The sequence below is a fragment of the Hymenobacter busanensis genome (assembly GCF_008727865.1).
Lineage (GTDB): Bacteria > Bacteroidota > Bacteroidia > Cytophagales > Hymenobacteraceae > Solirubrum > Solirubrum busanense.
This window is the reverse complement of record NZ_VTWU01000002.1, coordinates 659,925-681,429: the sequence shown is the minus strand read 5'-3', so window position 1 is coordinate 681,429 and position 21,505 is coordinate 659,925. Positions and strand designations below refer to the sequence as shown.

General features: G+C 62.6%; 17 protein-coding genes. 13 read left to right on the top strand and 4 right to left on the bottom strand.

Annotated elements, in window-relative coordinates; translation table 11 throughout:
• Window positions 1-407 precede the first annotated feature (407 nt).
• From F0P96_RS07355 to F0P96_RS07335, 5 genes are all read left to right on the top strand, one after another.
• The gene (locus F0P96_RS07355) at window positions 408-2,531 is read left to right on the top strand and encodes a DUF4331 family protein (RefSeq protein ID WP_151078183.1); all 2,124 of its coding nucleotides are present in this window, start codon (window positions 408-410) and stop codon (window positions 2,529-2,531) included.
• A gap of 107 nt (window positions 2,532-2,638) precedes the next feature.
• The gene (locus tag F0P96_RS07350; protein WP_151078182.1) at window positions 2,639-3,973 is read left to right on the top strand and encodes a tetratricopeptide repeat protein; all 1,335 of its coding nucleotides are present in this window, start codon (window positions 2,639-2,641) and stop codon (window positions 3,971-3,973) included.
• A 15-nt stretch (window positions 3,974-3,988) separates the two neighbouring features.
• Complete coding sequence (locus tag F0P96_RS07345; protein WP_151078181.1) at window positions 3,989-4,675, top strand: HupE/UreJ family protein; 687 nt, start codon at window positions 3,989-3,991, stop codon at window positions 4,673-4,675.
• A 66-nt stretch (window positions 4,676-4,741) separates the two neighbouring features.
• Entirely contained in the window at window positions 4,742-5,128 is a 387-nt protein-coding gene (locus F0P96_RS07340) for a hypothetical protein (protein WP_151078180.1), read from the top strand.
• Between the two features lie 125 nt (window positions 5,129-5,253).
• Window positions 5,254-7,569, top strand: a complete 2,316-nt coding sequence (locus tag F0P96_RS07335) for a TonB-dependent receptor (protein ID WP_151078179.1) — start codon at window positions 5,254-5,256, stop codon at window positions 7,567-7,569.
• Between the two features lie 132 nt (window positions 7,570-7,701).
• On the opposite strand, the gene F0P96_RS07330 is transcribed toward F0P96_RS07335, so the two are convergent.
• Window positions 7,702-10,074, bottom strand: a complete 2,373-nt coding sequence (locus F0P96_RS07330; protein WP_151078178.1) for an alpha-amylase family glycosyl hydrolase — start codon at window positions 10,072-10,074, stop codon at window positions 7,702-7,704.
• A gap of 268 nt (window positions 10,075-10,342) precedes the next feature.
• Between F0P96_RS07330 and F0P96_RS07325 the strand changes: the two genes are divergently transcribed.
• The gene (locus F0P96_RS07325; protein WP_151078177.1) at window positions 10,343-11,191 is read left to right on the top strand and encodes a murein L,D-transpeptidase catalytic domain family protein; all 849 of its coding nucleotides are present in this window, start codon (window positions 10,343-10,345) and stop codon (window positions 11,189-11,191) included.
• A 118-nt stretch (window positions 11,192-11,309) separates the two neighbouring features.
• Here F0P96_RS07325 and F0P96_RS07320 read toward each other — a convergent pair whose 3' ends face one another.
• From F0P96_RS07320 to F0P96_RS07310, 3 genes are all read right to left on the bottom strand, one after another.
• The gene (locus F0P96_RS07320; RefSeq protein ID WP_151078176.1) at window positions 11,310-12,377 is read right to left on the bottom strand and encodes an Ldh family oxidoreductase; all 1,068 of its coding nucleotides are present in this window, start codon (window positions 12,375-12,377) and stop codon (window positions 11,310-11,312) included.
• A gap of 101 nt (window positions 12,378-12,478) precedes the next feature.
• Window positions 12,479-13,432, bottom strand: coding sequence for a Ppx/GppA phosphatase family protein (locus tag F0P96_RS07315; RefSeq protein ID WP_151078175.1), 954 nt, complete (start codon window positions 13,430-13,432; stop codon window positions 12,479-12,481).
• Window positions 13,433-13,521: 89 nt separating this feature from the next.
• Window positions 13,522-14,406 (bottom strand): class I SAM-dependent methyltransferase, encoded by an 885-nt coding sequence (locus F0P96_RS07310; RefSeq protein WP_151078174.1) that lies wholly within the window; start codon window positions 14,404-14,406, stop codon window positions 13,522-13,524.
• Between the two features lie 110 nt (window positions 14,407-14,516).
• On the opposite strand from F0P96_RS07310, the gene F0P96_RS07305 reads away from it, so the two are divergent.
• From F0P96_RS07305 to rfbD, 7 genes are all read left to right on the top strand, one after another.
• Entirely contained in the window at window positions 14,517-15,005 is a 489-nt protein-coding gene (locus tag F0P96_RS07305; RefSeq protein ID WP_151078173.1) for a DinB family protein, read from the top strand.
• A 49-nt stretch (window positions 15,006-15,054) separates the two neighbouring features.
• Complete coding sequence (gene dapF, locus F0P96_RS07300; RefSeq protein WP_151078172.1) at window positions 15,055-15,849, top strand: diaminopimelate epimerase; 795 nt, start codon at window positions 15,055-15,057, stop codon at window positions 15,847-15,849.
• Between the two features lie 3 nt (window positions 15,850-15,852).
• Window positions 15,853-16,380, top strand: a complete 528-nt coding sequence (locus tag F0P96_RS07295) for a GNAT family N-acetyltransferase (RefSeq protein WP_151078171.1) — start codon at window positions 15,853-15,855, stop codon at window positions 16,378-16,380.
• A gap of 179 nt (window positions 16,381-16,559) precedes the next feature.
• Window positions 16,560-17,789, top strand: a complete 1,230-nt coding sequence (locus F0P96_RS07290; protein ID WP_151078170.1) for a glycosyltransferase family 1 protein — start codon at window positions 16,560-16,562, stop codon at window positions 17,787-17,789.
• Window positions 17,790-17,868: 79 nt separating this feature from the next.
• Window positions 17,869-19,065, top strand: coding sequence for a UDP-galactopyranose mutase (gene glf / locus F0P96_RS07285; protein ID WP_151078169.1), 1,197 nt, complete (start codon window positions 17,869-17,871; stop codon window positions 19,063-19,065).
• Window positions 19,066-19,132: 67 nt separating this feature from the next.
• Window positions 19,133-20,425, top strand: a complete 1,293-nt coding sequence (locus F0P96_RS21140; protein WP_201743857.1) for a family 1 glycosylhydrolase — start codon at window positions 19,133-19,135, stop codon at window positions 20,423-20,425.
• A 3-nt stretch (window positions 20,426-20,428) separates the two neighbouring features.
• The gene (rfbD, locus tag F0P96_RS21135; protein WP_201743858.1) at window positions 20,429-21,373 is read left to right on the top strand and encodes a dTDP-4-dehydrorhamnose reductase; all 945 of its coding nucleotides are present in this window, start codon (window positions 20,429-20,431) and stop codon (window positions 21,371-21,373) included.
• Window positions 21,374-21,505: the final 132 nt, after the last annotated feature.

Genomic DNA, 21,505 nt, shown 5'->3' with positions numbered 1-21,505 from the left:
CAACGGTTTAGCCGGTTCGTTGAAAATAAATCTTAAAAAGATGGAACTCGGCAATCTGTTTGGCAGAAGCGTACGTACATCACGCACTTGACCTTCGGGCAAGCCGCCTGCACCTGGGCGGTTTCTCTCCCCTACGCTCCCTTGCCGCTTCCGCTGCAGCCCTAGCACGTGCTGCCGCTCCCCTCGCGCCGGTTCTTACACCTTCCGGCGCGCCAGCGTACCCCAATTCCCCGTAACCGCGCCCTCCCCCGGGCACCATCGGTTTTTTACTCCTTCCAGCATACGGCCGAACCCGGCTTGGGCCTAGCCATGCCCTGGGCCAAACGGCCTGGTGTGCGCTATTGAGGCTTTGTATTCGCTTTCCTAAGTCACCATCACTTTCTCACCAACCCTAAACCCGCTTACCTATGGAAAACCGTTTCCGCCCGCTTTGGCTTCTGGGCTTGTCGTGCACTACGCTTTTGGGCGTGCTGGCCTGGAGCGGCCAACACAGCACGTTGGAGGCTTCTAGTCACCGCGAGGCTCCGCTGATTGCCGACGACCCGCTGGCCGACAACACCGACCTCTACGCCTTCCGGAGCCCCGACAACCCGGATTTCATCACCATCATTGCCAACTACATTCCGTTGGAGCTGCCGCAGGGCGGGCCGAACTACAACACCTTCGGGGAAAATATTCGGTACGAAATTCACATCAAAAATAAGCCGACAACTACTGGGGACGACTTTACTTACCGCTTCACCTTCACCCGCACCAACCAAGACCCCACTACCTTTTTCAACATCCGGCTGGGGCAGCAGAACCTGAAGACCACTTACACCATGGAGGCCAGTGCGGCTGGTGGGGCTTTTACGCCCGTTATTACCAATGGCGTAGTGCCGCCGCCTAACGTTGGGCCGCGTTCCATCACGGGCGCCGCGGGCCTCAATGCCGGCTCATACAACGCCTTAATGACTAGCGCTATTCAGACGCTGGGCAACGGCGCTAAAGTATTCTGCGGCCCGGTCGACGACCCGTTCTTCGCTGATTTGGGCGGCATTTTCGACCTCGGTGGCATTCGGGCACCCGGTGCGGCCCGCGACGGCCTGGCTCGTAAAAATACCCACGCCATTGCGTTGCAAATTCCTATTTCGGCGCTGCAGAAAGACGGCAAAACGGCCGCGCAGGCCGCCAACATCCTCGATTCCGATTTCGTGATTGGGGTATGGGCTTCGGCCAGCCGCCCGGCCATTCGTACCCTGAACACCAACGGCACGCAGTCGAACACGGGTGCTTATGTGCAGGTGTCGCGCCTGGGCATGCCGCTCACCAACGAGGTAATCAACCCCATTGGAGCCAAAGACGCGTGGAACTTCACCACGCCCTACGCCGAAGCTGCTGCTACCGACGACTACCTCTCGAACCCCGAACTGGGCCTGTACATGGCCACCGGCGCGGCCAACGGCCAAACCTACTACGGTTCCTCCGTGCTCGGCCTCGCACCGCTGCGCATCCAAACCGCGTCGTTGGCCGGTAGCCCAGGCCTGCCCGCCGCCGGCTTCGACTTCCGCAACGGTGCGGCCGGCCTTTCTGGCCTGGCTGGCAATGCGGCTCTGAACGGTACGGCGCTGGCCGCCAATGCTTTCGGTCCGTACCTGCTGCGCGCCGGCAAGCCGCGTTCGGTCGATATTCTGCCGATTTTCCACACCGGCGTGCCGAACCTGATTCCGTACCAGCTGGCCACCGGCAAAACGCCGCGTAACCCCCTCACGGCCGGCAAGCCGTTCATCAACAACTTCCTGCTGGCCAACGCCACGGCGGCCAACCCCGGCGGCGACATGCTGCGCCTGAATATGGCCGTGCCGCCCACGCCCCGCAACTCGCCCGACTTCAACTCGGAGGGCTTGCTTTATGCTGCCGTACTCGGCCTGACCGACCCGCGCTTCAATGCCAACGCCACGCTGCAAAACATTCCGAACATGGACGGTTTCCCGAACGGCCGCCGGCTGGAAGACGACGTGACGCGCATCGAGCTGCAAGCCGTGGGCGGTGCTGTATTGGCTGCTATCGGCCTGTTCTACGACGACTACACGGCCACGGCCACCAACCCGGTCACGCCGCAGCTGCTGAGCGTGGTAGGGTTCAACGCCGGCATTACGGCCAACGACACCACGCTGAAAGCGGCCTTCCCGTATGCCCAAACGCCCTGGAGCGGCACCAAGGCGCAAGCCGTGGCCCTGGCCCAGCGGAGCATGAACGGCGGCCTGAACCTGAAGCCCGAGTTGGCTTCGATGGCGCAGAACTACCCGAACCCGTTTGTGGAGCAAACCACCTTCAGCTACCAGGTTACGCAACGCATGCCCGTAACCCTCACCATCACCGATTTGAACGGCCGCTTCATTGCCACGCCGGTGCGCGACAAAGTGGTGAAGCCGGGTGCCTACGAGTTCAAGTGGCAGCCCAACCGCTTGGCCGCTGGCATGTACGTCGCCACGCTCTCGACCGGCAGCACCACGCTGCAGTCGGTGAAACTGATCCACAACAATCAGTAGCCCCGCGTTGCTGAGTCCCAATCGTCCGGCCGCCGCAAGGTGGCCGGGCGTACGGGTTTCCCGGATACGGCCCAGCCCACTCACTTTCCACGACCTGCTTCCCGCTTATGACTACAGGCCGACGCATTCTTTACACCTTCCTGATTCTGGGTTTTGTGGCGGCTGCCGGCGCACTACTGCTGCGCCACCCCGTAGCTCCCATTCCCAAGCTGCAAGCCCGCCACGGCGCTATGGCCCTGGGCGGCGAGTGGCTGAACACCCGCAACGCCGTGGGCGGCCTGCAAGCCCGCCTGCGCAAGAACCCCGATGACCACCAGGCCCGCCTGCTGCTGGCCCAGGCCTACATTCAGGAGGGCCGCGTGACCGGCAACCACCCGTACTACGACGCCGCTGCGCTGCAGTTGGCCGATGAAGTGCTGGCCCAGGAGCCCGAAAACTTTGAGGCGCTGTGCACCAAAGCCGTTATCTGCCTCTCGCAGCACCATTTTTCGCAAGGTTTGGCCGTGGCTCAAAAAGCCGCCGACCTCAACCCCGCCAACGCGTTTGTGCAAGGGTTGATGTGCGACGCCTACGTGGAGTTGGGGCATTATGCAGAGGCTGTGAAAGCCGCCGACCGCATGAACCAATTGCGCCCCGATCTGCGGGCTTACGCACGGGTGTCGTACTTGCGCGAAATTCACGGCGACCTGAACGGTGCACGAGAAGCCATGGACATGGCCGTGAAGGCCGGCGTACCCGGTTTGGAGCAAACCGAATGGTGCCGCGTGGTGCTGGGCCGCCTCTACGAAAACAGCGGCGACCTGAACCGCGCCGACGAGCAATACCAAATGGCCATGGCCACCCGGCCTAACTACGCCTACGCCTTGGCCGGTCTGGCCCGCACGTCCCTGGCCCGCGGCAACTACCCCGCCGCCATCAAGCAGCTGACGCAAGCCCGCCTGCTGGTGCGCGACTACGCTTTTATGGAAGAGCTGACCGAGGCTTACCGCCTGAACAACGAGCCGCGCCGTGCCGAGCAAGCCGCCCGCGCCGTGGTAAACGAGTTGGCAGCCGATGCCAACGCCGCCGACGAAAATGAAGCCCTTGGCCATTACTCCGACCGAGAGCTGGCTTATGCCTACCTGAAGACGAACGAGCTAGACAAAGCCCTGCAACACGCCAAAATTGAGTACGACCGCCGCCCGGCCAACATCGACGTGTGCGAAGCCATGGCGTGGGTGCACTACCGCCGCGGTGAGTACAAGGAGGCCCAGCAGTACATGCGGCAGGCCCGCCGCACCGGCAGCCAAAACCCGCAGCTGCTCTACCGCGCCGGCTGCATTGCGCTGCGCAGCGGGCAGGTAGCCGAAGGGCAAGCCTTGCTGCAGCAAGCCAAAACGCTGAATCCGTACCTGCTCACCGATCCTGCCGACCAGCCGCTGTTGCTAACGGCCGCTCGCTGATTTTTCCTGTTGCCGATGTTCCGTTTGTCCGCCCCGGTTCTGCTCCGCCGAAGCCTGTGGCTGTTTCCGCTGGCATTGCTGCTGTGGCCCACGGTCGGGCAGGCCCATGCCCTCAACACCGACCTCAGCCGCCTCTCCCGCACCGACGTGGTGCTGACGTACCTGCAGCTCGGCTTCACGCACATCTTGCCGCTCGGCCTCGACCACATTCTGTTCGTGCTGGGCTTGTTCATTCTAGACCCGCGCCTGAAGCCGGTGCTCTGGCAGGCCACGGCTTTCACGGTGGCGCACTCCATCACGCTGGGTTTAGCCGCAGCAGGGTTGGTCACGCCGCTTTCGTCGGTGGTCGAGCCGCTCATTGCGCTGTCTATCCTGTTTGTGGCCATCGAAAACCTGCTTACCGACCGCCTGCAGCCCTGGCGGGTGGCTTTGGTGTTTGGCTTCGGCTTGCTGCACGGGTTGGGTTTCGCCGGTGCGCTGGCCGATATCGGCCTGCCGAAACACGCTTTCATGGAGTCGCTTATCAGCTTCAACGTGGGGGTAGAATTGGGCCAGGTTACCATCATCCTGCTCGCGTGGCTGCTGGTGGGCAAGTGGTTCGGCAACAAGCCCTGGTACAAGCAGCGCATTGTGGTGCCCGTGTCGCTGCTGATTGGTGCCGTGGCTCTATGGTGGACGGTAGAACGCGTGTTTTTCGTGTAAACCGGATTCAACTTTCAGCCGATGCCGCCGCGCCAACGGCGCTAATACTCAACGATTGACAACGACATGGCTCGGACGTACGCGGTGCTGCTGTTGCTCACCTACTACCTGCTGGTGGTAGGCGCTGGCCTGGTAGGCCGGCCCGAGCCGCTGCGTCCGCCCGCCAAGCCCTACGTGCACAGCAACACCTGCCAGCGCGACAACTACCTGCGCCTCGACTGCTTCGACCACTGCAACGGCGAGCAACAGGCCCTGCAGAAACGCGTGCCCCTTGATTCGTGGCAGCACGTGCTGACGACCGTGAAAAGCCTTGATGTGCATTGTGCATCCGCCCCTTTTGCTAGCCTTTTGGTGCCCGTTGCGCGCAGTGGCCGCACCGTGCATGCTGTTACTGGGCCTCCATTAGTGGCTGGTATTCCCGCCGATTGGTATCTGCCCCCGCGCCAGGGATAATTCCGCTGTAGGCCCACCCGTGCCCTCCGGGCCCGGTGGCTCTTGTGGTGCCCAGAGCACCCAAAACCGGTTTTGTCTTTGAACCGGCCGCCATCTTTTCGATTGGCCGCCGCATTGCCTCGGGTATGTATTCTTTTTGTTTACGCGCCGGCTCCGGCGCGCTGGCTTGGCTGGCGACGTTCGGCAGCTTGCTTCTGCTTGCCTTTTCTACCGCCGCCCAAACTGGCAAGCCCGCCACCGCCACGCTGCGCGGCACCATCACCGATTCCGTTTCCGGCCGGCCCTTGCCCGGCATGAGCGTGCAGCTCGTGGGAAGCTCTAATGGCACCAGCGCCGATGCGCTGGGTGTGTTTCGCATCAGCCGACTGCCGGCCGGCACCTACACCTTGCGCGCATCGGCGCTGGGCTACCGCGCGCGCACCACAACGGTTACGCTAGCTGCGGGCGAAACCAAGACCATCGACTTCGCCGTGGCGGCCGTGGCGCTGCAGCTGGCCGAAGTAACCGTGGCCCAGCCGCGCGACCTGAACCAGAGTGTATCGGCTATTGCGGGCATCGACCGGCAGCTACGGCCCGTAAATTCGGCGCAGGACCTGCTACGCTTGGTACCGGGCCTCTTCATTGCCCAGCACGCCGGCGGCGGCAAAGCCGAGCAGATTTTCCTGCGCGGCTTCGATTCCGACCACGGCACCGACTTTGCTGTGAGCCTCGACGGCGTGCCGGTGAACATGGTAAGCCACGCGCACGGCCAAGGCTACGCCGATTTTCACTTCGTCATTCCCGAAACCATCGAGCAGCTGCGCGTCTACAAAGGCCCGTACACAGCGCGCTTCGGCGATTTTGCCACGTCGGGCGCGGGCGAGTTCACCACCAAAACCAGCCTGGAGCAGAGCCAGGCCAAGGTTGAGGTAGGGCGTTTCGATACGCGCCGGGCTTTGCTAATGGTCGATTTGACCGGCAAAAACGGCCACCTCTTCGGGCACAAGCGGCCGGAAAGTGCTTATGTGGCCAGTGAGTACATGTTCACCAACTCCTACTTCGAGAGCCCGCAGCACTTCAAGCGCTTCAACGGGCTGGCCAAGTACACCGGGCAGCTTTCCGACCGCGCTACACTGGCCCTTACCGGTTCGCACTTCACTTCTGCCTGGGACGCTTCGGGCCAGATTCCGGAGCGCGCCGTGCACGGAGGCCTTATCACGCGCTTCGGCAGCCTCGACAACACCGAGGGCGGCAGCACCGACCGCACCAACGCCAACGCCCAGCTAACGGTGGATTTGCCGCATAACGCGGTGCTCACCCAGCAGGTGTACTACGCGCGCTACCACTTCAATCTGTATTCCAACTTTACCTTCTTCTTGGCCGACAGCGTGCAAGGCGACCAAATTCGGCAAAACGAAGCGCGCAACCTTCTTGGCTACCGCGGCACCTACGAACGCGACATCGCCCTGGGCCGCCGCACGCTGCGCACCACTTCCGGCCTCGGTACCCGCCTCGACGACGTGACGCTGGCGCTGAGCCGCGCCTACCGCCGCACAGTGCGCGATACGCTCGTGAGCGGCCGGGTGCAGGAGCAGAGCGTCTTCGCCTGGTTCGACGCCACGCTGCCCGTCGCCGACCGTTTCACCGTCAACGCCGCGCTGCGGGCCGACTACTTCCATTTCCGCTTCCGCGAAGACCGGTACGACTCGCTTTCCGGCCGCGCCGGCAAGCCCCGCGTCAGCCCCAAGCTGAATCTGTACTACCAGCTCACGCCGGCCGTGCAGCTGTTTGCGCGCTCGGGCTTTGGCTTCCACTCCAACGACGCCCGCTCCGTGGTAATGGGCGCCGGCAAAGCGCTGCCCCGCGCCATCGGCTACGAGGTAGGCAGCAACTTCAAGCCCTTGCCGAGCCTGGTGGTAAATGTGGCGGTGTGGGCGCTGCACCTGCAAGACGAACTGGTGTACGTGGGTGACGAAGCCGTTGTGGAAAGTGCCGGCCGCACCCGCCGCTTCGGCGTCGACCTCGGCCTGCGCCACCAACTCAGTTCTTCGCTTTTCGCGGACGTCGACCTGAACCTGAACCACGGCCGTGCCGTGGGCGCACCGAAAGGCCAGAACTACATCCCTTTGGCGCCCTCTTTCACCAGCATCGGCGGCCTGACGGTGAAGCGCCCCGGCGGCCTGAGCGCCAGCCTGCGCTACCGCCACCTCGACAGCCGCCCCGCCAACGAAGACAATACCGTACGCGCCCGCGGCTACTTCATCATGGATGCCGTAGCCAGCTACACCCAGCGCCGCTACCAGGTTGGTTTCAGCATCGAGAACCTGCTGAACGCCGACTGGAACGAGGCTCAATTCGACACCGAAAGCCGCTTGCAAGGCGAAAAAGAGTCGGTGTCGGAGCTACACTACACGCCGGGCACGCCGTTTTTCGTGAAGCTAAACGGCAGCCTCTTTTTCTGATAACTGGTTCGGCGCAACGTGCCCTGCCGAAGCTGGCACCAGATTTTACAAGGAAGCAATTAGGGTTGCTCCCAAGCGAAAAAGCCCCGCCTGGTTTCAGACGGGGCTTTTTCGCGGTTTGATGTGGGGCGGTTACTTCAGCACCAGCTTGCGCGTGAGGTGCAGTTGGGGCACCGTTATCTGGTACACGCCGGCTGCCAGGGGAGTGCGTGGCTTCAGGCGCAATTCGTTGGTGCCGGGGTACAGCGCCAGCGGCTCTTGGTGCACAAGGCGGCCCGTGAGGTCAAACACCTGCACCGCGGCCTTCAGCTCCGCGTTGCTGATGACGGTGAGGTCGAAGCGGTCCGAAGCCGTAGGGTTGGGGTACAGCTGCAAATCGGCTTGTACATCGAGCCGTTGCGTGGGTGCCGTGGCCAGCGCCGTGCGGCCCGCCGTAGCCGTGTTCACGACGGCCGGAGCGGTGTAGGTCGCTTTCACGAAGGCCTTCTGAGCCGGGTTGGTGGTGCTGTTTTGGCGGGCTTTCAGCGTAATCCAGCCGTCGGCGGTGGGAGTATAGCTGCCGGTGAGCGTGCCGGTGCCAGTGGCGCTGCTGACCTGCGTGCCAGCCGCGTTGAACAAAGCCACCACCAGCGACTTGGTGCCGTCGGACGGAAACAGGTTGTAGCTGATGGTCTTGTTTGCGCCCACGTAGATGCGGCCTGCCGTGCGCCACGCCGTGGAAGAAGCCGGCAACTGCCCCCCCTGGCCCAAAGAGCGGCTGTCCCGGTCGCCGAGGTCATCGGCCAGTTCCCATTCCTGAGTAGTAGTGCGAGCCGGCCGCACGTAGTTGGTGCCGATGTTCACCGGCGCCCACACCGAGTAACCGCGGCGGCCGCCGGCCGCCGTGCCGTTGCAAGGCGGGGTGTTAATGGCTACCGTCTGCGAGCCGCTCACCGTCACAGTGGCCGTGCCGTTGGCGCCCGAGTAGTCCTTGAGCACGGTGCCCGGCGCAAAATCGCACGATACGGTGCTGTTCTGCCAGGTGGAGAAGTTGTCGTTGATGCCGATGATGGCCTTGGTGCTGCGCTCAATCACCAAGTGGTCGGCGGCCTGCCAGCGCACCTTGTAAGCGCCGTCTTTGAAGTGCAGGTTTTGGTGGCACCATACGAGGTTTTCGAGGTCCGAGCGCGTGGGTAGGTCTACCGTGCTGGTGGGGCGGTGCGAAAAGCGTTTGCCCGTGCTGCCCACGTTGAACAGGTCTTCGAAGAAAATTTGCGGCGAGCCGTCCATGGCCAGCGCGGCGGCGTAGGTGGCCGAGAGGCGCGGGTCGAACGGGTCGATGTGCGGGGCCAGCTCCGAGCCGGTGTTCCAGCCGGTGTAGTTGCCGGTGCTGCTGGTTTGGGGCCGGAACGTGTCGTGGTTGTTCACAAAAGGCACGGTGCGGTGCACGTAGGTGCCGTTGATATTAACCACGCGCGTACCCTGCTGGTAGCCCGGCAACGAGCCAATATCGAAGTTGCCGCCGCCGCTGACAATGCTGTAGAGGCCGTTGCGCAGCCCAAAATCGAAGGTGCCCGAACGGTTTTGCACGTTGGTGCACCACTGGTCGAGCTGACTGCCGCCGCCTACCCATTCGCCCACCGCAAACATGGTAGCGCCGCCCGAGGCCCAGCCGGCGTTGCTCTGCAGGTTGTAGAGGAAATCTTCAGTAGCAAAGTCTGGAAAGTGCTTCACGGCATCGAGGCGCACCCCGTCGAAGCCCACTTGTTTTTTGTACCAGACCAGCCAGTTGCGCGCGCCGTTTCGCATGTAGTCGGCGCCCTGGGCGGGGTTGTAGGTCGCGTTGGAGCTGGTACCGTAGGAGCCCGAATAGTAGCTCACGTCGGGCCCGAAGTATACCGCGTTCCAGTCGCCGGAGGTCGAGTTGTTGCCGGGGTTGGGGTTGAAGTTCTGCCAGTTTTTCGACCATCGGCCCGAGCGGGCGAGGTAGTTGGCGGCGTCCTCCGCCGTGGCCGGCGAGTTGTAGCTCACGTAGCGGAAGTTTTTGTACTTGCTCGTGCTGTAGTCTTCCCAGGCACCGGGGTCTTGGCCGCCCGCGCCGGTGCTCGAGCCCGCACCGTCGGCGTGGTTCAATACCACGTCCTGTACAACCTCAATCCCGTTGGCGTGCAGCACCGCCACCATGCGCAGTAGCTCGTCTTTGGTGCCCAGGCGCGTGCCCACAAAACCCTTCTGGTACTTGTCGCCGAGGTCGTAGTGGTCGAAGGGCGAATAGCCGTTGCCTTGGTTGCCGTTTTTGATGGATGGGGGAATCCAGACGGCATCTACGCCCATTGCCTTTAGGCGCGGGGCCAGCTCGGTCAGGTAATTGGCCCAGCCGTTGGGGTAGTTGGAGTTCCAGTAGTCCCACCAGAAACCTTGCAGAACGACTTTGGATTGGGCGTCGGCGGAGCGGGGCACCAGCGAAGCCAAACCGAGGGTGAGCAGCAGCCCCCAGCGGGAGGCGGCGCGCCAAAATTGTTGCATTGTGAGTAGAGGTGTTTGGGTTGAGGAAAAGGACGTTAAGCGTAAAAATGCCCCGGAAACGTTTGCGGTCCTCCTTGGCCGGAAAAGGTAAGAAAAATGCAGCAGCGTGCAATAGGATTATTCCGAAATAAGGCCCGAGGGAATTATTCGAGGCCGCGAGGGTGTTTGAAATATGCACCATCCTCTATGCTGCTATTTTCAGCGGGGAGGTATCTTTGTTTAGGACGGGGCCGTAAAAGCTACGTTGCCGACAAAAAGCCTGATACTCATGGAAAAGCATAGCGTTGTACACCGTCTTCGACTGAAAGTGCGCGCCCGTCGGGCCATGCGGCGGGTATTGCCCTTTGTAGCTTCGTTGTTTCTCGCCACGCCCCTGGCTTCTTCGGTTAGTTCTACCCAAGCGCACCCGCATGCGACTTCGGTGCGGATGCCCTCGTTGCAGCTGTTTGAGGCCAATGCCTTCAACAGCGGCGTGCGGCAGCTCTACGACGACCTGAACGTGGCCGAGAGCGGCCTGAGCTACGACGTATTCCGCAAAGCCTACACGGGTTTTCTGAACCTGAAAGCGGAGGGCAAGCTCGATGCCTCCCGCGAGGTATTGACGGTGGTGGACTTCGAAAAGCCCTCGACCGAAAAACGCCTCTGGGTGCTCGATCTGGGCCAGAAGCAAGTGTTGTTTCACACCTTGGTGGCCCACGGGCACAACTCGGGTGAGAACGTGGCTACCAACTTCTCCAACGAGAACGAGTCGAACATGAGCAGCCTGGGCTTCTACGTAACCCAGGACGACTACACCGGCAAGCACGGCCGTTCGCTCAAACTGCAGGGCGTCGACGAAGGCTACAACGACAATGCCCTCGAACGTTCGGTGGTGATGCACGGTGCCGACTACGTCAGCGAAGATTTCATTCAGCAGTACGGCCGTCTGGGCCGCAGCCTTGGCTGCCCCGCCCTGCCCATGGACCAGTACGCCCAGATCATCGACGCGGTGCACGGCGGTACGTGTTTGTTCCTGAACGGACCCGATACCAGCTACGACTCGGAATTCCTGAACACCGACGTTGCTGCACATGAATACGCCACTGCCGCCACGGCCTCGGCCGCGCAGCGCGTGTAAGTAAAGCGGCCTCGTAACGTCTCGTACGCATAGCAAACGCCAAACGCGCCTCCGATTAAGCCCGGAGGCGCGTTTGGCGTTTGAGGTAGTACAGGGTTTCCGAAAAACGGGTAGCGAACTACAGCGTTAGCCCAAATTTGGCGCCTACCTGCTGCAAATCGTCCACTACTTTCTGCAAAAGCGGAATGCCGTGCAAGAGGCGCTGCTCGGTCATCAGCCGTTCCGGGTCGCCGGGAATGAGCACCTGCTTATCGGGCACTGCTTTGGCTTGGCGGAAGGTCTGAATCCAGTTGTCCATGTGGGCCTTGAACTCGGCGGCGGGCCGGAAAGCATCTACGCGCATGGCACCGAAAAAGTGTCCGATACCCTGGCCTACCGGGTTGGCCGGCGGCTGCAGAAACGCCACAAACGGCGGCACCCACGGCCCGTAATTCGCCCCCGACAGCACCGCCGACAGAATATCAACCGTTGCACCCAGGCCGTAGCCCTTGTGGCTACCGGTTTCGCCACCCAGCGGAATGAGCGCGCCGCCGTTGCGCGTTTCGGTGGGGTTCGACGACGAGTTGCCGTCCCGGTCCTGAATCCAGCCGGCGGGGGCGGGCAGGCCCTTGCGCTCCAGGATTTCCATTTTGCCCTGCGCCGCGGTAGTCGTGGCCATATCGAGCACGAAGGGCGGCTGCTCGCCGGCCGGAATGGCCACCGAAATGGGGTTGGTGCCCAGCAGACGCTCCAACGAATGCGTGGGCGCCACCAGCGGCGAGGCGTTGGTGAGCGAAATGCCAATCATGTCGTGGGGCAGGCCCAGCATGGCGTGGTAGCCGGCAATGCCGTAGTGATTGGAGTTGCGCACTGCTACCCAACCCGTGCCCACTTGCTGCGCTTTCTCGATGGCCAGCCGCATGGCGTGCGGCCCCACCACCAAGCCCAGGCCCGCGTCGCCGTCGACGACGGCCGTGCTGGGCGTTTCGTGCACCACTCCGATGGCGGGCGTGGCATTCACGCGCTGGGCTTCCCAGAGCCGCAGGTAGCCGCTAAGGCGGGCCACGCCGTGCGAATCGACGCCGCGTAGATCGGCGGATAGCAGGGTTTCGGTGGCTTGGCGGGCATCGGCGGCGGAGCAGCCCATGCCCAGAAATACCGCTTCGGCGAAGGCAAAGAGGCGGGTATAGGAAAAGGTAGAAGCCATGTGGGGCGTACGTTATGCAGCCGCGCGCCCCGGGCAATGGTGCCGGCCGCGCGAGCTGCAAAGGTCGTGCGGCAGGGCGTACTGCCAAACTTGCAGGCGAATTAGCGGCCGAGTAACTCCGCCAGAAGCCCTTCTTTGAGGGCGTAAGCCGAGGCGGTGATGCCGGTAAACGGGCCGCATTTCAGCACAAAATCGATAAGCACGCAGGCCACCACAATCATGTCGGCCCGCAAGGGCGTCATGCCGGGGAGTTCCAGGCGTTCGGCATGGGGCAGGCGCAGCAGCAGCTCGTAGCTGTGGCGGAAGCTGTCGAGCGAGATGGTGCGGGCCGGCGGCTGGTGGCTGTAATCTTGGCCTAGGCGGGCCGCCTGCAGGTCGCCGAGGGTGTCGAACGTGCCCGACGCGCCCACCAGCGTGGCGGGCCTGAAGTGCGCAATGGCGGCCAAAAGCGGCGCGAGCGTGGCGCGCAGGTAGTCCTGCTCGGCCTGCACGTCGGCGAAGTGCAGCGGGTCGTGACGGAAGAACCGGTCGAGCAACCGCTGCGCGCCGATTTCGAAGCTCTGCATCCAGAAAATCGTATCGGCGTTGGCAATGATGAACTCCACCGAGCCGCCACCAATATCCACCAACAGGCTCGGCTCGGAGCCCAGCGCCACGGCCTGCCGAATGCCCTGACAGATCAGCTCGGCTTCGCGGGCCCCGGCAATGATTTCGACGCGGATGCCGGTTTGCTGAAAGATGTCCTTGACCAGCTCCTGCCCGTTGCGGGCCACCCGCACGGCGCTGGTGGCCGTGGCGCGCACCTGCTCTACCTGGTGCAGTTCAATTTCCTCCTGAAAAGCCTGCAGCGTGTGCAGCGCGCGGGCGTAGGCCGCCGGTGCAATTTCGCCGTTGCTGATGCCGCCTTCGCCCAGCTTTACGCCCACTTTGGTGCGCAGCAACACCGTGGGCTCCTGCTGCCGGTCGGCGGCCAGCTCCACAATGAGCAGGTGGAACGTGTTGGTGCCCATGTCGATGAGGGCCAGACGTCTTTTAGTGCTTGGTGCTTGGTGCATGGTGCGTAGGTGCGTCGTGCCTGGTGCGTAGAGCCTGGTGCTTGTGCCAGAACTAACCAAGCACCAGGCTCTACACACCAAGCACCAAATTAATTGGCAAAGCGGCAGAACGTGCCCAGCGGGAGTTTGCGCTGGCCCTGGTCGTGCAGGTAAATTTCCCCGATTTCGCGCTGGCGGCCGTAGGGTGGGTAAATGCCGCCGATCAGATTGTCGAGAATCAGCGCCGAAAAACCGATGGAATAGAGGTTGATGACGAAGAAGTGGTCCTGCGGATCGAGCAGCTCGCGGCACAGCTTGAGCATTTCGTTGAGCTGGTCTTCGAGCTGCCACTTCTCGCCGTTGGGGCCGCGGCCGTAGGCGGGAGGGTCCAGAATCAGGCCCTGGTACTTGTTGCCGCGCTTCACCTCGCGCTGCACGTATTTCCAAGCGTCTTCCACCAGCCAGCGCACCCCGTCGAGGCCCGAGGCGTCCATGTTGTCGCGGGCCCAGAAGTTGACCTGCTTCACCGAGTCGAGGTGGGTTACGTCGGCGCCGGCGGCACGGGCGGCCAGCGTGGCTGCGCCGGTGTAGGCAAACAGGTTCAGCACCTTGGGCTTCTCGGCGCGGCGCTTCTTGGTCTGCTCGTAAATGAACTGCCAGTTGGGGTCCTGCTCGGGAAACAGCCCCACGTGCTTAAACGACGACAAGCCCAGCCGGAACTTCAGCTTCAGGCCGTCGGGCCGCTCGTAGGTAATCACCCACTGCTCGGCCATGCCGGGCTTGAGCTTCCACTGCCCGCGCTCCTGGCTGCCGGCTTCGCGGGCAAACGTGGCGTGGGCGCGCTGCCACTCGCTGGACGGCAGGTGCGGGTCCCAGGCGGCCTGGGGCTCGGGGCGGCTGAGCACGTAGCGGCCAAAGCGTTCCAGCTTGAGGAAGTTGCCGCTGTCGAGCAGCTCGTAATCGGGCCAGGGACTGGTCGTCAGGAATGAATACATAGTACCTTTGAACTACCCGAGGCTACCCGCCGCACGGGCCGGCAAAGGTACGCTACGCAACGGTTGCCGTGTACATTGCCCAATCGGCCGCCACTTTTTGCGCCTGATGTATGGCAGAAACCAACCGCATCATCGACCAACTGCAGCGCGCATTCAACGGCGACGCGTGGTCGGGCCCGTCGTTGCTGGCTACGCTGCAGGATATGACGGCGGCGCAGGCCGTTGCACAGCGCCTGCCGCAGGTGCACAGCATCTGGGAGATTGTGCTGCACCTCACGGCTTGGATGCGCGTCGCAGAGCAGCGCATTCGCGAAAACCGCTCGGAGGAAATGTCTGCCGCTCACGACTGGCCCGCCCTGCCGCAGCCCGCCGACGAAGCGGCTTGGCAACAGGCCCAACAAGCACTGGCCGCCGCGCATGGTGCGCTGCTGGCCGCGGCTGCTCGCTTGTCCGACGCTGACTTGGACCGGGAAATCGGTGCAACTTCCATGAGTACGCCGGGTACTGGCACCACGAACTATGTGCTGCTGCACGGCGTTGCGCAGCACAACTTGTATCACGCCGGGCAGGTAGCCTTGCTGAAAAAAGTGTTTGTTTGACGCGCCGTTGCCGCTCGCAGACGTGCCTACCGGAACCTTGCTTCTTCCCATGACCCTGCACTTTCACAAATACCAAGGCACCGCCAACGACTTCGTGATGGTGGACGACCGCGCCCGCACGTTTCCGGCCGACGACCACGCCTTGGTGCGTCGGCTCTGCGACCGGCGCCGCGGCATTGGGGCCGACGGCTTGATTCTGCTGCGCATCCTGCCGGGCTACGATTTCGAAATGGTGTACTTCAACGCCGACGGCCACCTGGGCTCGATGTGCGGCAACGGCGGCCGCTGCACCGTGGCCTTCGCCCGGCAACTCGGCGTCATCACCGACAAAGCCCATTTTCTGGCAGCCGACGGCCCCCACGAAGCCTCGGTGGATGCCGATGGCCGCGTACACCTGCGGATGATGGACGTAGCCGGCCAGCAGGAACTCCCCGACGGCATTTTTCTCAATACCGGTTCGCCGCACATCGTACGGTTTTTGGCCGCCAGCACCCTGGCCGAATACGACGTGTACGGCGAGGGCCGCGCCGTGCGCTACGGCGACACGTTTCGGGAGCGGGGCGGCACCAACGTCAACTTCGTGGAAGCGCCCCAAGCGGCCGACCAACCGTGGCAGGTGCGCACCTACGAACGCGGCGTGGAAGACGAGACCTTCTCCTGCGGCACCGGCGTAACGGCCGTGGCGCTGGCGGCCGCGCGGCGCGGCGCTGCCAGCCCTGTACCCTTGCGCACCCTCGGCGGCGACCTTAGCGTGGCCTTCCAGCGCCACGCCGACGGCTCGTTTACCGACGTGTACCTGAGCGGGCCCGCCGAGCACGTATTTGCCGGCTCCATTGCGCTGTAGCCCATGCTGAAATCAGCCGACGTAACGCTGCGCGCCCTGGAGGATACCGACCTGAAGTTTCTCTACGACCTCGAAAACGACGCCGAGGTATGGGGCATCGGCAGCGACACGCTCACGCCCATTTCGCGCTACAACCTGCGGCGCTACCTCGAAAACGCCGCCGCCGATTTTTACGAAGTCCGCCAGCTGCGGCTGGTCATCTGCGCCGTGGCCGACAACCGCGCCGTGGGCACCGTAGATGTGTTCGACTTTCAGCCCCACCACCGCCGCGCGGCAGTGGGCATTATGGTGGCCCGCGCCGAGCGGCAGCGCGGCTATGCCGTGGCCGCCTTGCAGGTGCTGTGCGAGTACGCGCAGTATACCCTGCAACTGCACCAGTTGCACTGCACGGTAGCGGCCAACAACACCGCCAGCCTGCGCCTGTTTCGGGCGGCCGGTTTTCGGCGTGTGGGTGTGCGTCGGCACTGGTTGCGCACCGCTGCCGGCTGGCTCGATGCTGTGGAGTTACAATACGTGTTGGGCGCCGAATAACCCCGTTTTTCAGGCTAGCACCTACCTGCCGATGGCGAAACGCCGCCGGGGGTATATCCTTTTGCCGCCAGCCTGCGTATGCTTATCTGCCGCGCTTGGTTGCAGCTATTCTTCGCTTCCGAGTCCCCCCGTTTTCCCGCACCGCCCGTTTCGCCAAAACTCTTTTGACGCTCTTTCGCATGTCCTTACTCGATGCCCCGGCCCTTGCGTCGGACGACACCGCCGCTACCTCTACTACTACCCCAACCACTGCCGCCGCCACCGATTCGTCTATTGGCAATTCCTTACCCGATCTGGTTTGTTTTGCGCACCTGCACTGGGACTTTGTGTGGCAGCGCCCGCAACATCTGCTTTCGCGTTTTGCCAAGCATACGCGGGTGTTTTATGTAGAGGAACCCTGCACGCACTTCGACGACCTGCAGATGAAGCCGTGGATGGAGGTGAAGGAACGCGAAGCCGGCAAGCTGAAAGTAGTGGTGGCGCATTTGCCCGGCGGCCTGAGCGAAGCAGCAGCCGACAAAATTCAGTCGGAACTACTGACGAATTACTTCAAACAGGAGAACATCCACGACTTCGTGGCGTGGTATTACTCACCCATGTTCCTGGCCAAGTCGCGGCACCTGAAGCCGTTCCTCACCATCTACGACTGCATGGACGAGTTGGCCAACTTCAAGGGCGCACACCCCGAGCTACGCAGCCGCGAGCAGGAATTGTTCAAGCAGGCGCAGCTGGTGTTTACGGGCGGGCAGAGCCTCTACGAGGCCAAAACCAAGCAGCACCACAGCGCCCACGCCTTCCCGAGCAGCATCGACAAAGCGCACTTCGGGCAGGCCCGCACCAACCTCACCGAGCCGGCCGACCAGAAAGACATTGCGCACCCGCGCGTCGGTTTCTTTGGCGTGGTCGACGAGCGGCTGGACATTGAACTACTGGGCCAGCTGGCCACCGCGCATCCCGAGTGGCAGTTCGTCATCATCGGCCCGGTGGTGAAGATTGACCCGGCCTCGCTGCCCCAATCCAAGAACATCCACTACCTCGGCGGCAAGGACTACAAAGAGTTGCCCACGTACCTGCACGGCTGGGACGTAGCCACGCTGCTCTTTGCCGACAACGAAAGCACCAAGTTCATTTCGCCCACCAAAACCCCGGAATACCTGGCCGCTGGCAAGCCCGTGGTTAGCACGCCCATCCGCGACGTGGTGCGGCCCTACGGCGAGCTGGGCCTCGTGCACATTGCTGCCGACGCCGATGCGTTTGGCAAAGCCATTTCGCTGGCTCTCGACGAGGCCGACGATGCCGCCTGGCTGCAGCGCGTGGATGCGTACCTGGCCACGATTTCGTGGGACCAGACGTGGCAAGGCATGGTCGGTTTGATGCAGGCCGAACTGCAAAAAGTAGCCGCACGCTAGCCTTTCTCGTACAACCCCTCGGAGTTACCGCACATTACCTTCCTCTTTTCCACACCCAACCACCACCATCCCCCGAGCTATGTTTGACTATCTGATCGTCGGAGCCGGCTTTGCTGGCAGCGTGCTGGCCGAACGTCTGGCCACGCGGTCCAACAAGAAAGTGCTCATTGTAGACAAGCGCAACCACATTGGTGGCAACGCCTACGACCATTACAACGAGGAAGGTATTCTGGTCCATAAGTACGGCCCACATATCTTCCATACGAACTCCAAAGAGGTGTTCGAGTACCTCTCCAACTTCACCGACTGGCGCCCCTACGAACACTGGGTATTGGCCTCGGTGGACGGCCAGCACGTGCCGATTCCCATCAACCTCGATACCATCAACAAGCTGTACGGCACCAGCATGACTTCCTTCGAAGTCGATGCATTCTTGGAGTCGTTGGCCGAGGAAATTCCGGTCATCAAAACGTCGGAAGACGTGGTGGTGAGCAAAGTAGGCCGCGAGCTGTACGAGAAGTTCTTCCGCAACTACACCCGCAAGCAGTGGGGCCTCGATCCGTCGGAGCTGGATAAGTCGGTAACCTCGCGTGTGCCCACCCGCACCAACCGCGACCGGCGCTACTTCACCGACACGTACCAGGCCATGCCTCTGCACGGCTACACCAAGATGTTCGAGAAGATGCTCGACCACCCGAACATCAAAATCATGCTGAACACGGATTACCACGACATCGTGGATTTCATCCCGTTCAAGGAAATGATTTTCACGGGCCCCGTCGACGAGTACTTCGACTACAAGTTCGGCAAGCTGCCATACCGCTCGCTCGAGTTCAAGCACGAAACGCTGAACAAAGAGCAGCACTTGGAAGCGCCGGTGGTGAACTACCCCAACGAGCACCTCTACACGCGCATCACCGAGTTTAAGGCCCTCACCGGTCAGACGCACCCCAAGACGAGCATCGTGTACGAGTATCCCAAAGCCGAGGGCGACCCGTACTACCCGATTCCGCGCCTCGAAAACGCCGAGCTGTACAACAAGTACAAGAAGCTGGCCGACGAAACGCCCAACGTGCACTTCGTAGGCCGCCTGGCTACCTACAAGTACTACAACATGGACCAGGTAGTGGCCCAGGCCCTGACGGTCTACAAGAAGATTACCGAAAAAGAAAAAGAGGAGAAAGGCACGGCCACGCCCGCCAAACCGGCCATTACCGGTTCGGCCACGCTGATGGAAAAACTGCTGCCCCGCGACCCGGACAAGAAAAAAGCCTAATCATTCGTCGCGCCGGGGTGGCCACTGTTGCCATGCCTCCACTCCAGCTGACGCTAAAACCCAAAGCATGGGCAACGTAGAACTATGGGGCGGCGTCGAGTGCAGCTGCCGGCGAGTCGGGGACGAGTATTCGGACCAGATCAGCCGGAGTGGCCACCGGCGCCGCCCCACCGATTTGGACTTATTTGCGGAGCTAGGACTTCGCAAACTGCGCTACCCCGTGTTGTGGGAGCATGTAGCGCCCGAAAGCTTCGACCAGCTCGACTGGTCGTTTGCCGACGAACGGCTGCCCCGCCTGCGCGAGTTGGGCATCGACCCCATCGTGGGCTTGGTACACCACGGCAGCGGTCCGCGCTACACGGCGCTGCACCAGGAAAATTTTGCCGACGGCCTAGCGCACTTTGCGCGCCTCGTGGCGGAGCGTTTTCCGTGGGTTACGCACTACACGCCCGTCAACGAGCCGCTCACCACGGCGCGCTTCAGCGGCTTATACGGCCTCTGGTACCCGCACCACCGCGACGACCGCACCTTCGTGCGCATGTTGCTCAACCAAGTGCAGGGCACCAAGCGCGCCATGCAGGCCATTCGGGAAATCAACCCCGCCGCTCAGCTGGTGCAAACCGAGGACCTGGGCCACGTGCACAGCACCGAGCGCATGCGCTATCAGGCCGATTTCGAAAACCAGCGGCGCTGGCTCACCTTCGATTTGCTGTGCGGCCGCGTAACCGAGCAGCACCCGCTGTGGCGCTTTTTGCTCGACAACGGCATTGCCGAACACGAACTGCACGAGCTGGTGAACGAGCCGTGCCCGCCCGACGTGCTCGGCATCAACTACTACGTGACCAGTGAGCGGTTCCTCGACGAGCAATTCGACCGGTACCCCGCGCACTCCTTCAGCCACAACCACCACGACGCCTATGCCGACGTGGAGGCCGTGCGCGTGCAGCCCATCGAGCCGATGGGCGTGCAACAGCTGATGGCCGAAACCTGGGAGCGTTACCAACTGCCCGTTGCCATTACCGAAGTGCAGCTGGCCTGCACTCGCGAAGAGCAGATGCGCTGGCTGCAACAGGCCTGGCAAGCTGCCAGCACCCTGCGCGCCGAAGGTGCCGACATCCGCGCCGTGACGGTGTGGGCCCTACTCGGCGCCTACGACTGGAACTGCCTGCTCACCCGCGACGACGGCCGCTACGAAAGCGGCGTGTTCGACGTGCGCAGCCCCGCGCCTCGCCCCACGGCCCTGCACCAGATGGTGCAGGCACTGGCCCGCCACGGCCACTACACCCACCCCGCTCTTGCTCACCCGGGTTGGTGGCAGCGCCCCGAGCGTTACCACTTCCGGCACCTCGCACCCGCTTAGCTGATGATGACTTTTGAAAACAACCACAACGCTGCCGCTTCTCCTCGTTCCTTGCTCATTACCGGTGCCACCGGCACCCTGGGTAATGCTTTTGCGCGCATCTGCTACACCCGCAATCTGAATGCCGTGGTGCTTAACCGCGCCGAGTTGGACATTGCCGAGCCCGAATCCATCGAACAAGCCCTTGCGAAGCACAATCCCTGGGCGGTGGTAAACACGGCCGGCTACGTGCGCGTCGACGAAGCCGAAACCGATGAAGCGCGCTGCTTCCGCGAAAACGCCACCGGCCCGCGGCTGCTGGCCGAAGCCTGCGCCCGCCACGGCGTGCAACTGCTCACGTTTTCCTCCGATTTGGTGTTCGATGGGGCGCAGGAGACGCCCTACCTCGAAAGCCACCAGCCCAACCCGCAGAACGCCTACGGCCGCAGCAAGCTGCAAGCCGAGCGCGACGTGCTGACCGCGCTGCCCAGCGCCTTGGTGGTGCGCGCCAGTGCCTTTTTCAGCCCCTGGGACGAGCACAACTTCATTCACTTCGTCCTCCAGGCGCTGCAGCGCGGCGAAACCTTCGAGGCGGCCGACGACGTGTGTATCACCCCGACGTACGTGTACGACCTCGTCAACACCTCGCTCGATCTGCTCATCGACAAGGAAAGCGGCATTTGGCACTTGGCCAACCACGGCAGCTACACCTGGGCTGAATTTGCCCGCCGCGCCGCCGAAATGGCCGGTTTCGACCCCGATATGGTTATTGGCAAGCCGATGGCCGCTTTTGGGCTGCCTGCCGCCCGGCCGCGCTACACGGTGCTCGAAAGCGAGCGGGCCTGGCTGATGCCCACCGTGGAGCACGGTCTGGAACGCTACCTCAACGAAACCGACTACCGCAGCCACGCCGTGGATGTGCAGATGGCAGACGCGGGAGTGGAGGTTGACGAGTCGCAGGCGGCGTAGCCGCGCCGCTTTCGGCCTGACATCTTAGCCGCATTGCCAAACCCCGCACTCTTTTTGGAGCAGCGGGGTTTAGCATTTCTGGGGTAATTCAGACTTCGGCCGGGGTTTTCCGCCAAACGCCGTAAATTTGAG

Excerpts from the sequence above, each read along its gene's own strand:
- F0P96_RS07330 (WP_151078178.1), bottom strand. The coding sequence starts at position 10,074 with ATGCAACAATTTTGGCGCGCCGCCTCCCGCTGGGGGCTGCTGCTCACC.
- F0P96_RS07350 (WP_151078182.1), top strand. The coding sequence starts at position 2,639 with ATGACTACAGGCCGACGCATTCTTTACACCTTCCTGATTCTGGGTTTT.
- glf (WP_151078169.1), top strand. The coding sequence starts at position 17,869 with ATGTTTGACTATCTGATCGTCGGAGCCGGCTTTGCTGGCAGCGTGCTG.
- rfbD (WP_201743858.1), top strand. The coding sequence starts at position 20,429 with ATGATGACTTTTGAAAACAACCACAACGCTGCCGCTTCTCCTCGTTCC.
- F0P96_RS07340 (WP_151078180.1), top strand. The coding sequence starts at position 4,742 with ATGGCTCGGACGTACGCGGTGCTGCTGTTGCTCACCTACTACCTGCTG.
- F0P96_RS07310 (WP_151078174.1), bottom strand. The coding sequence starts at position 14,406 with ATGTATTCATTCCTGACGACCAGTCCCTGGCCCGATTACGAGCTGCTC.
- dapF (WP_151078172.1), top strand. The coding sequence starts at position 15,055 with ATGACCCTGCACTTTCACAAATACCAAGGCACCGCCAACGACTTCGTG.
- F0P96_RS07305 (WP_151078173.1), top strand. The coding sequence starts at position 14,517 with ATGGCAGAAACCAACCGCATCATCGACCAACTGCAGCGCGCATTCAAC.
- F0P96_RS07315 (WP_151078175.1), bottom strand. The coding sequence starts at position 13,432 with ATGCACCAAGCACCAAGCACTAAAAGACGTCTGGCCCTCATCGACATG.
- F0P96_RS07355 (WP_151078183.1), top strand. The coding sequence starts at position 408 with ATGGAAAACCGTTTCCGCCCGCTTTGGCTTCTGGGCTTGTCGTGCACT.
- F0P96_RS07335 (WP_151078179.1), top strand. The coding sequence starts at position 5,254 with ATGTATTCTTTTTGTTTACGCGCCGGCTCCGGCGCGCTGGCTTGGCTG.
- F0P96_RS07290 (WP_151078170.1), top strand. The coding sequence starts at position 16,560 with ATGTCCTTACTCGATGCCCCGGCCCTTGCGTCGGACGACACCGCCGCT.
- F0P96_RS07320 (WP_151078176.1), bottom strand. The coding sequence starts at position 12,377 with ATGGCTTCTACCTTTTCCTATACCCGCCTCTTTGCCTTCGCCGAAGCG.
- F0P96_RS07295 (WP_151078171.1), top strand. The coding sequence starts at position 15,853 with ATGCTGAAATCAGCCGACGTAACGCTGCGCGCCCTGGAGGATACCGAC.
- F0P96_RS21140 (WP_201743857.1), top strand. The coding sequence starts at position 19,133 with ATGGGCAACGTAGAACTATGGGGCGGCGTCGAGTGCAGCTGCCGGCGA.
- F0P96_RS07345 (WP_151078181.1), top strand. The coding sequence starts at position 3,989 with ATGTTCCGTTTGTCCGCCCCGGTTCTGCTCCGCCGAAGCCTGTGGCTG.
- F0P96_RS07325 (WP_151078177.1), top strand. The coding sequence starts at position 10,343 with ATGGAAAAGCATAGCGTTGTACACCGTCTTCGACTGAAAGTGCGCGCC.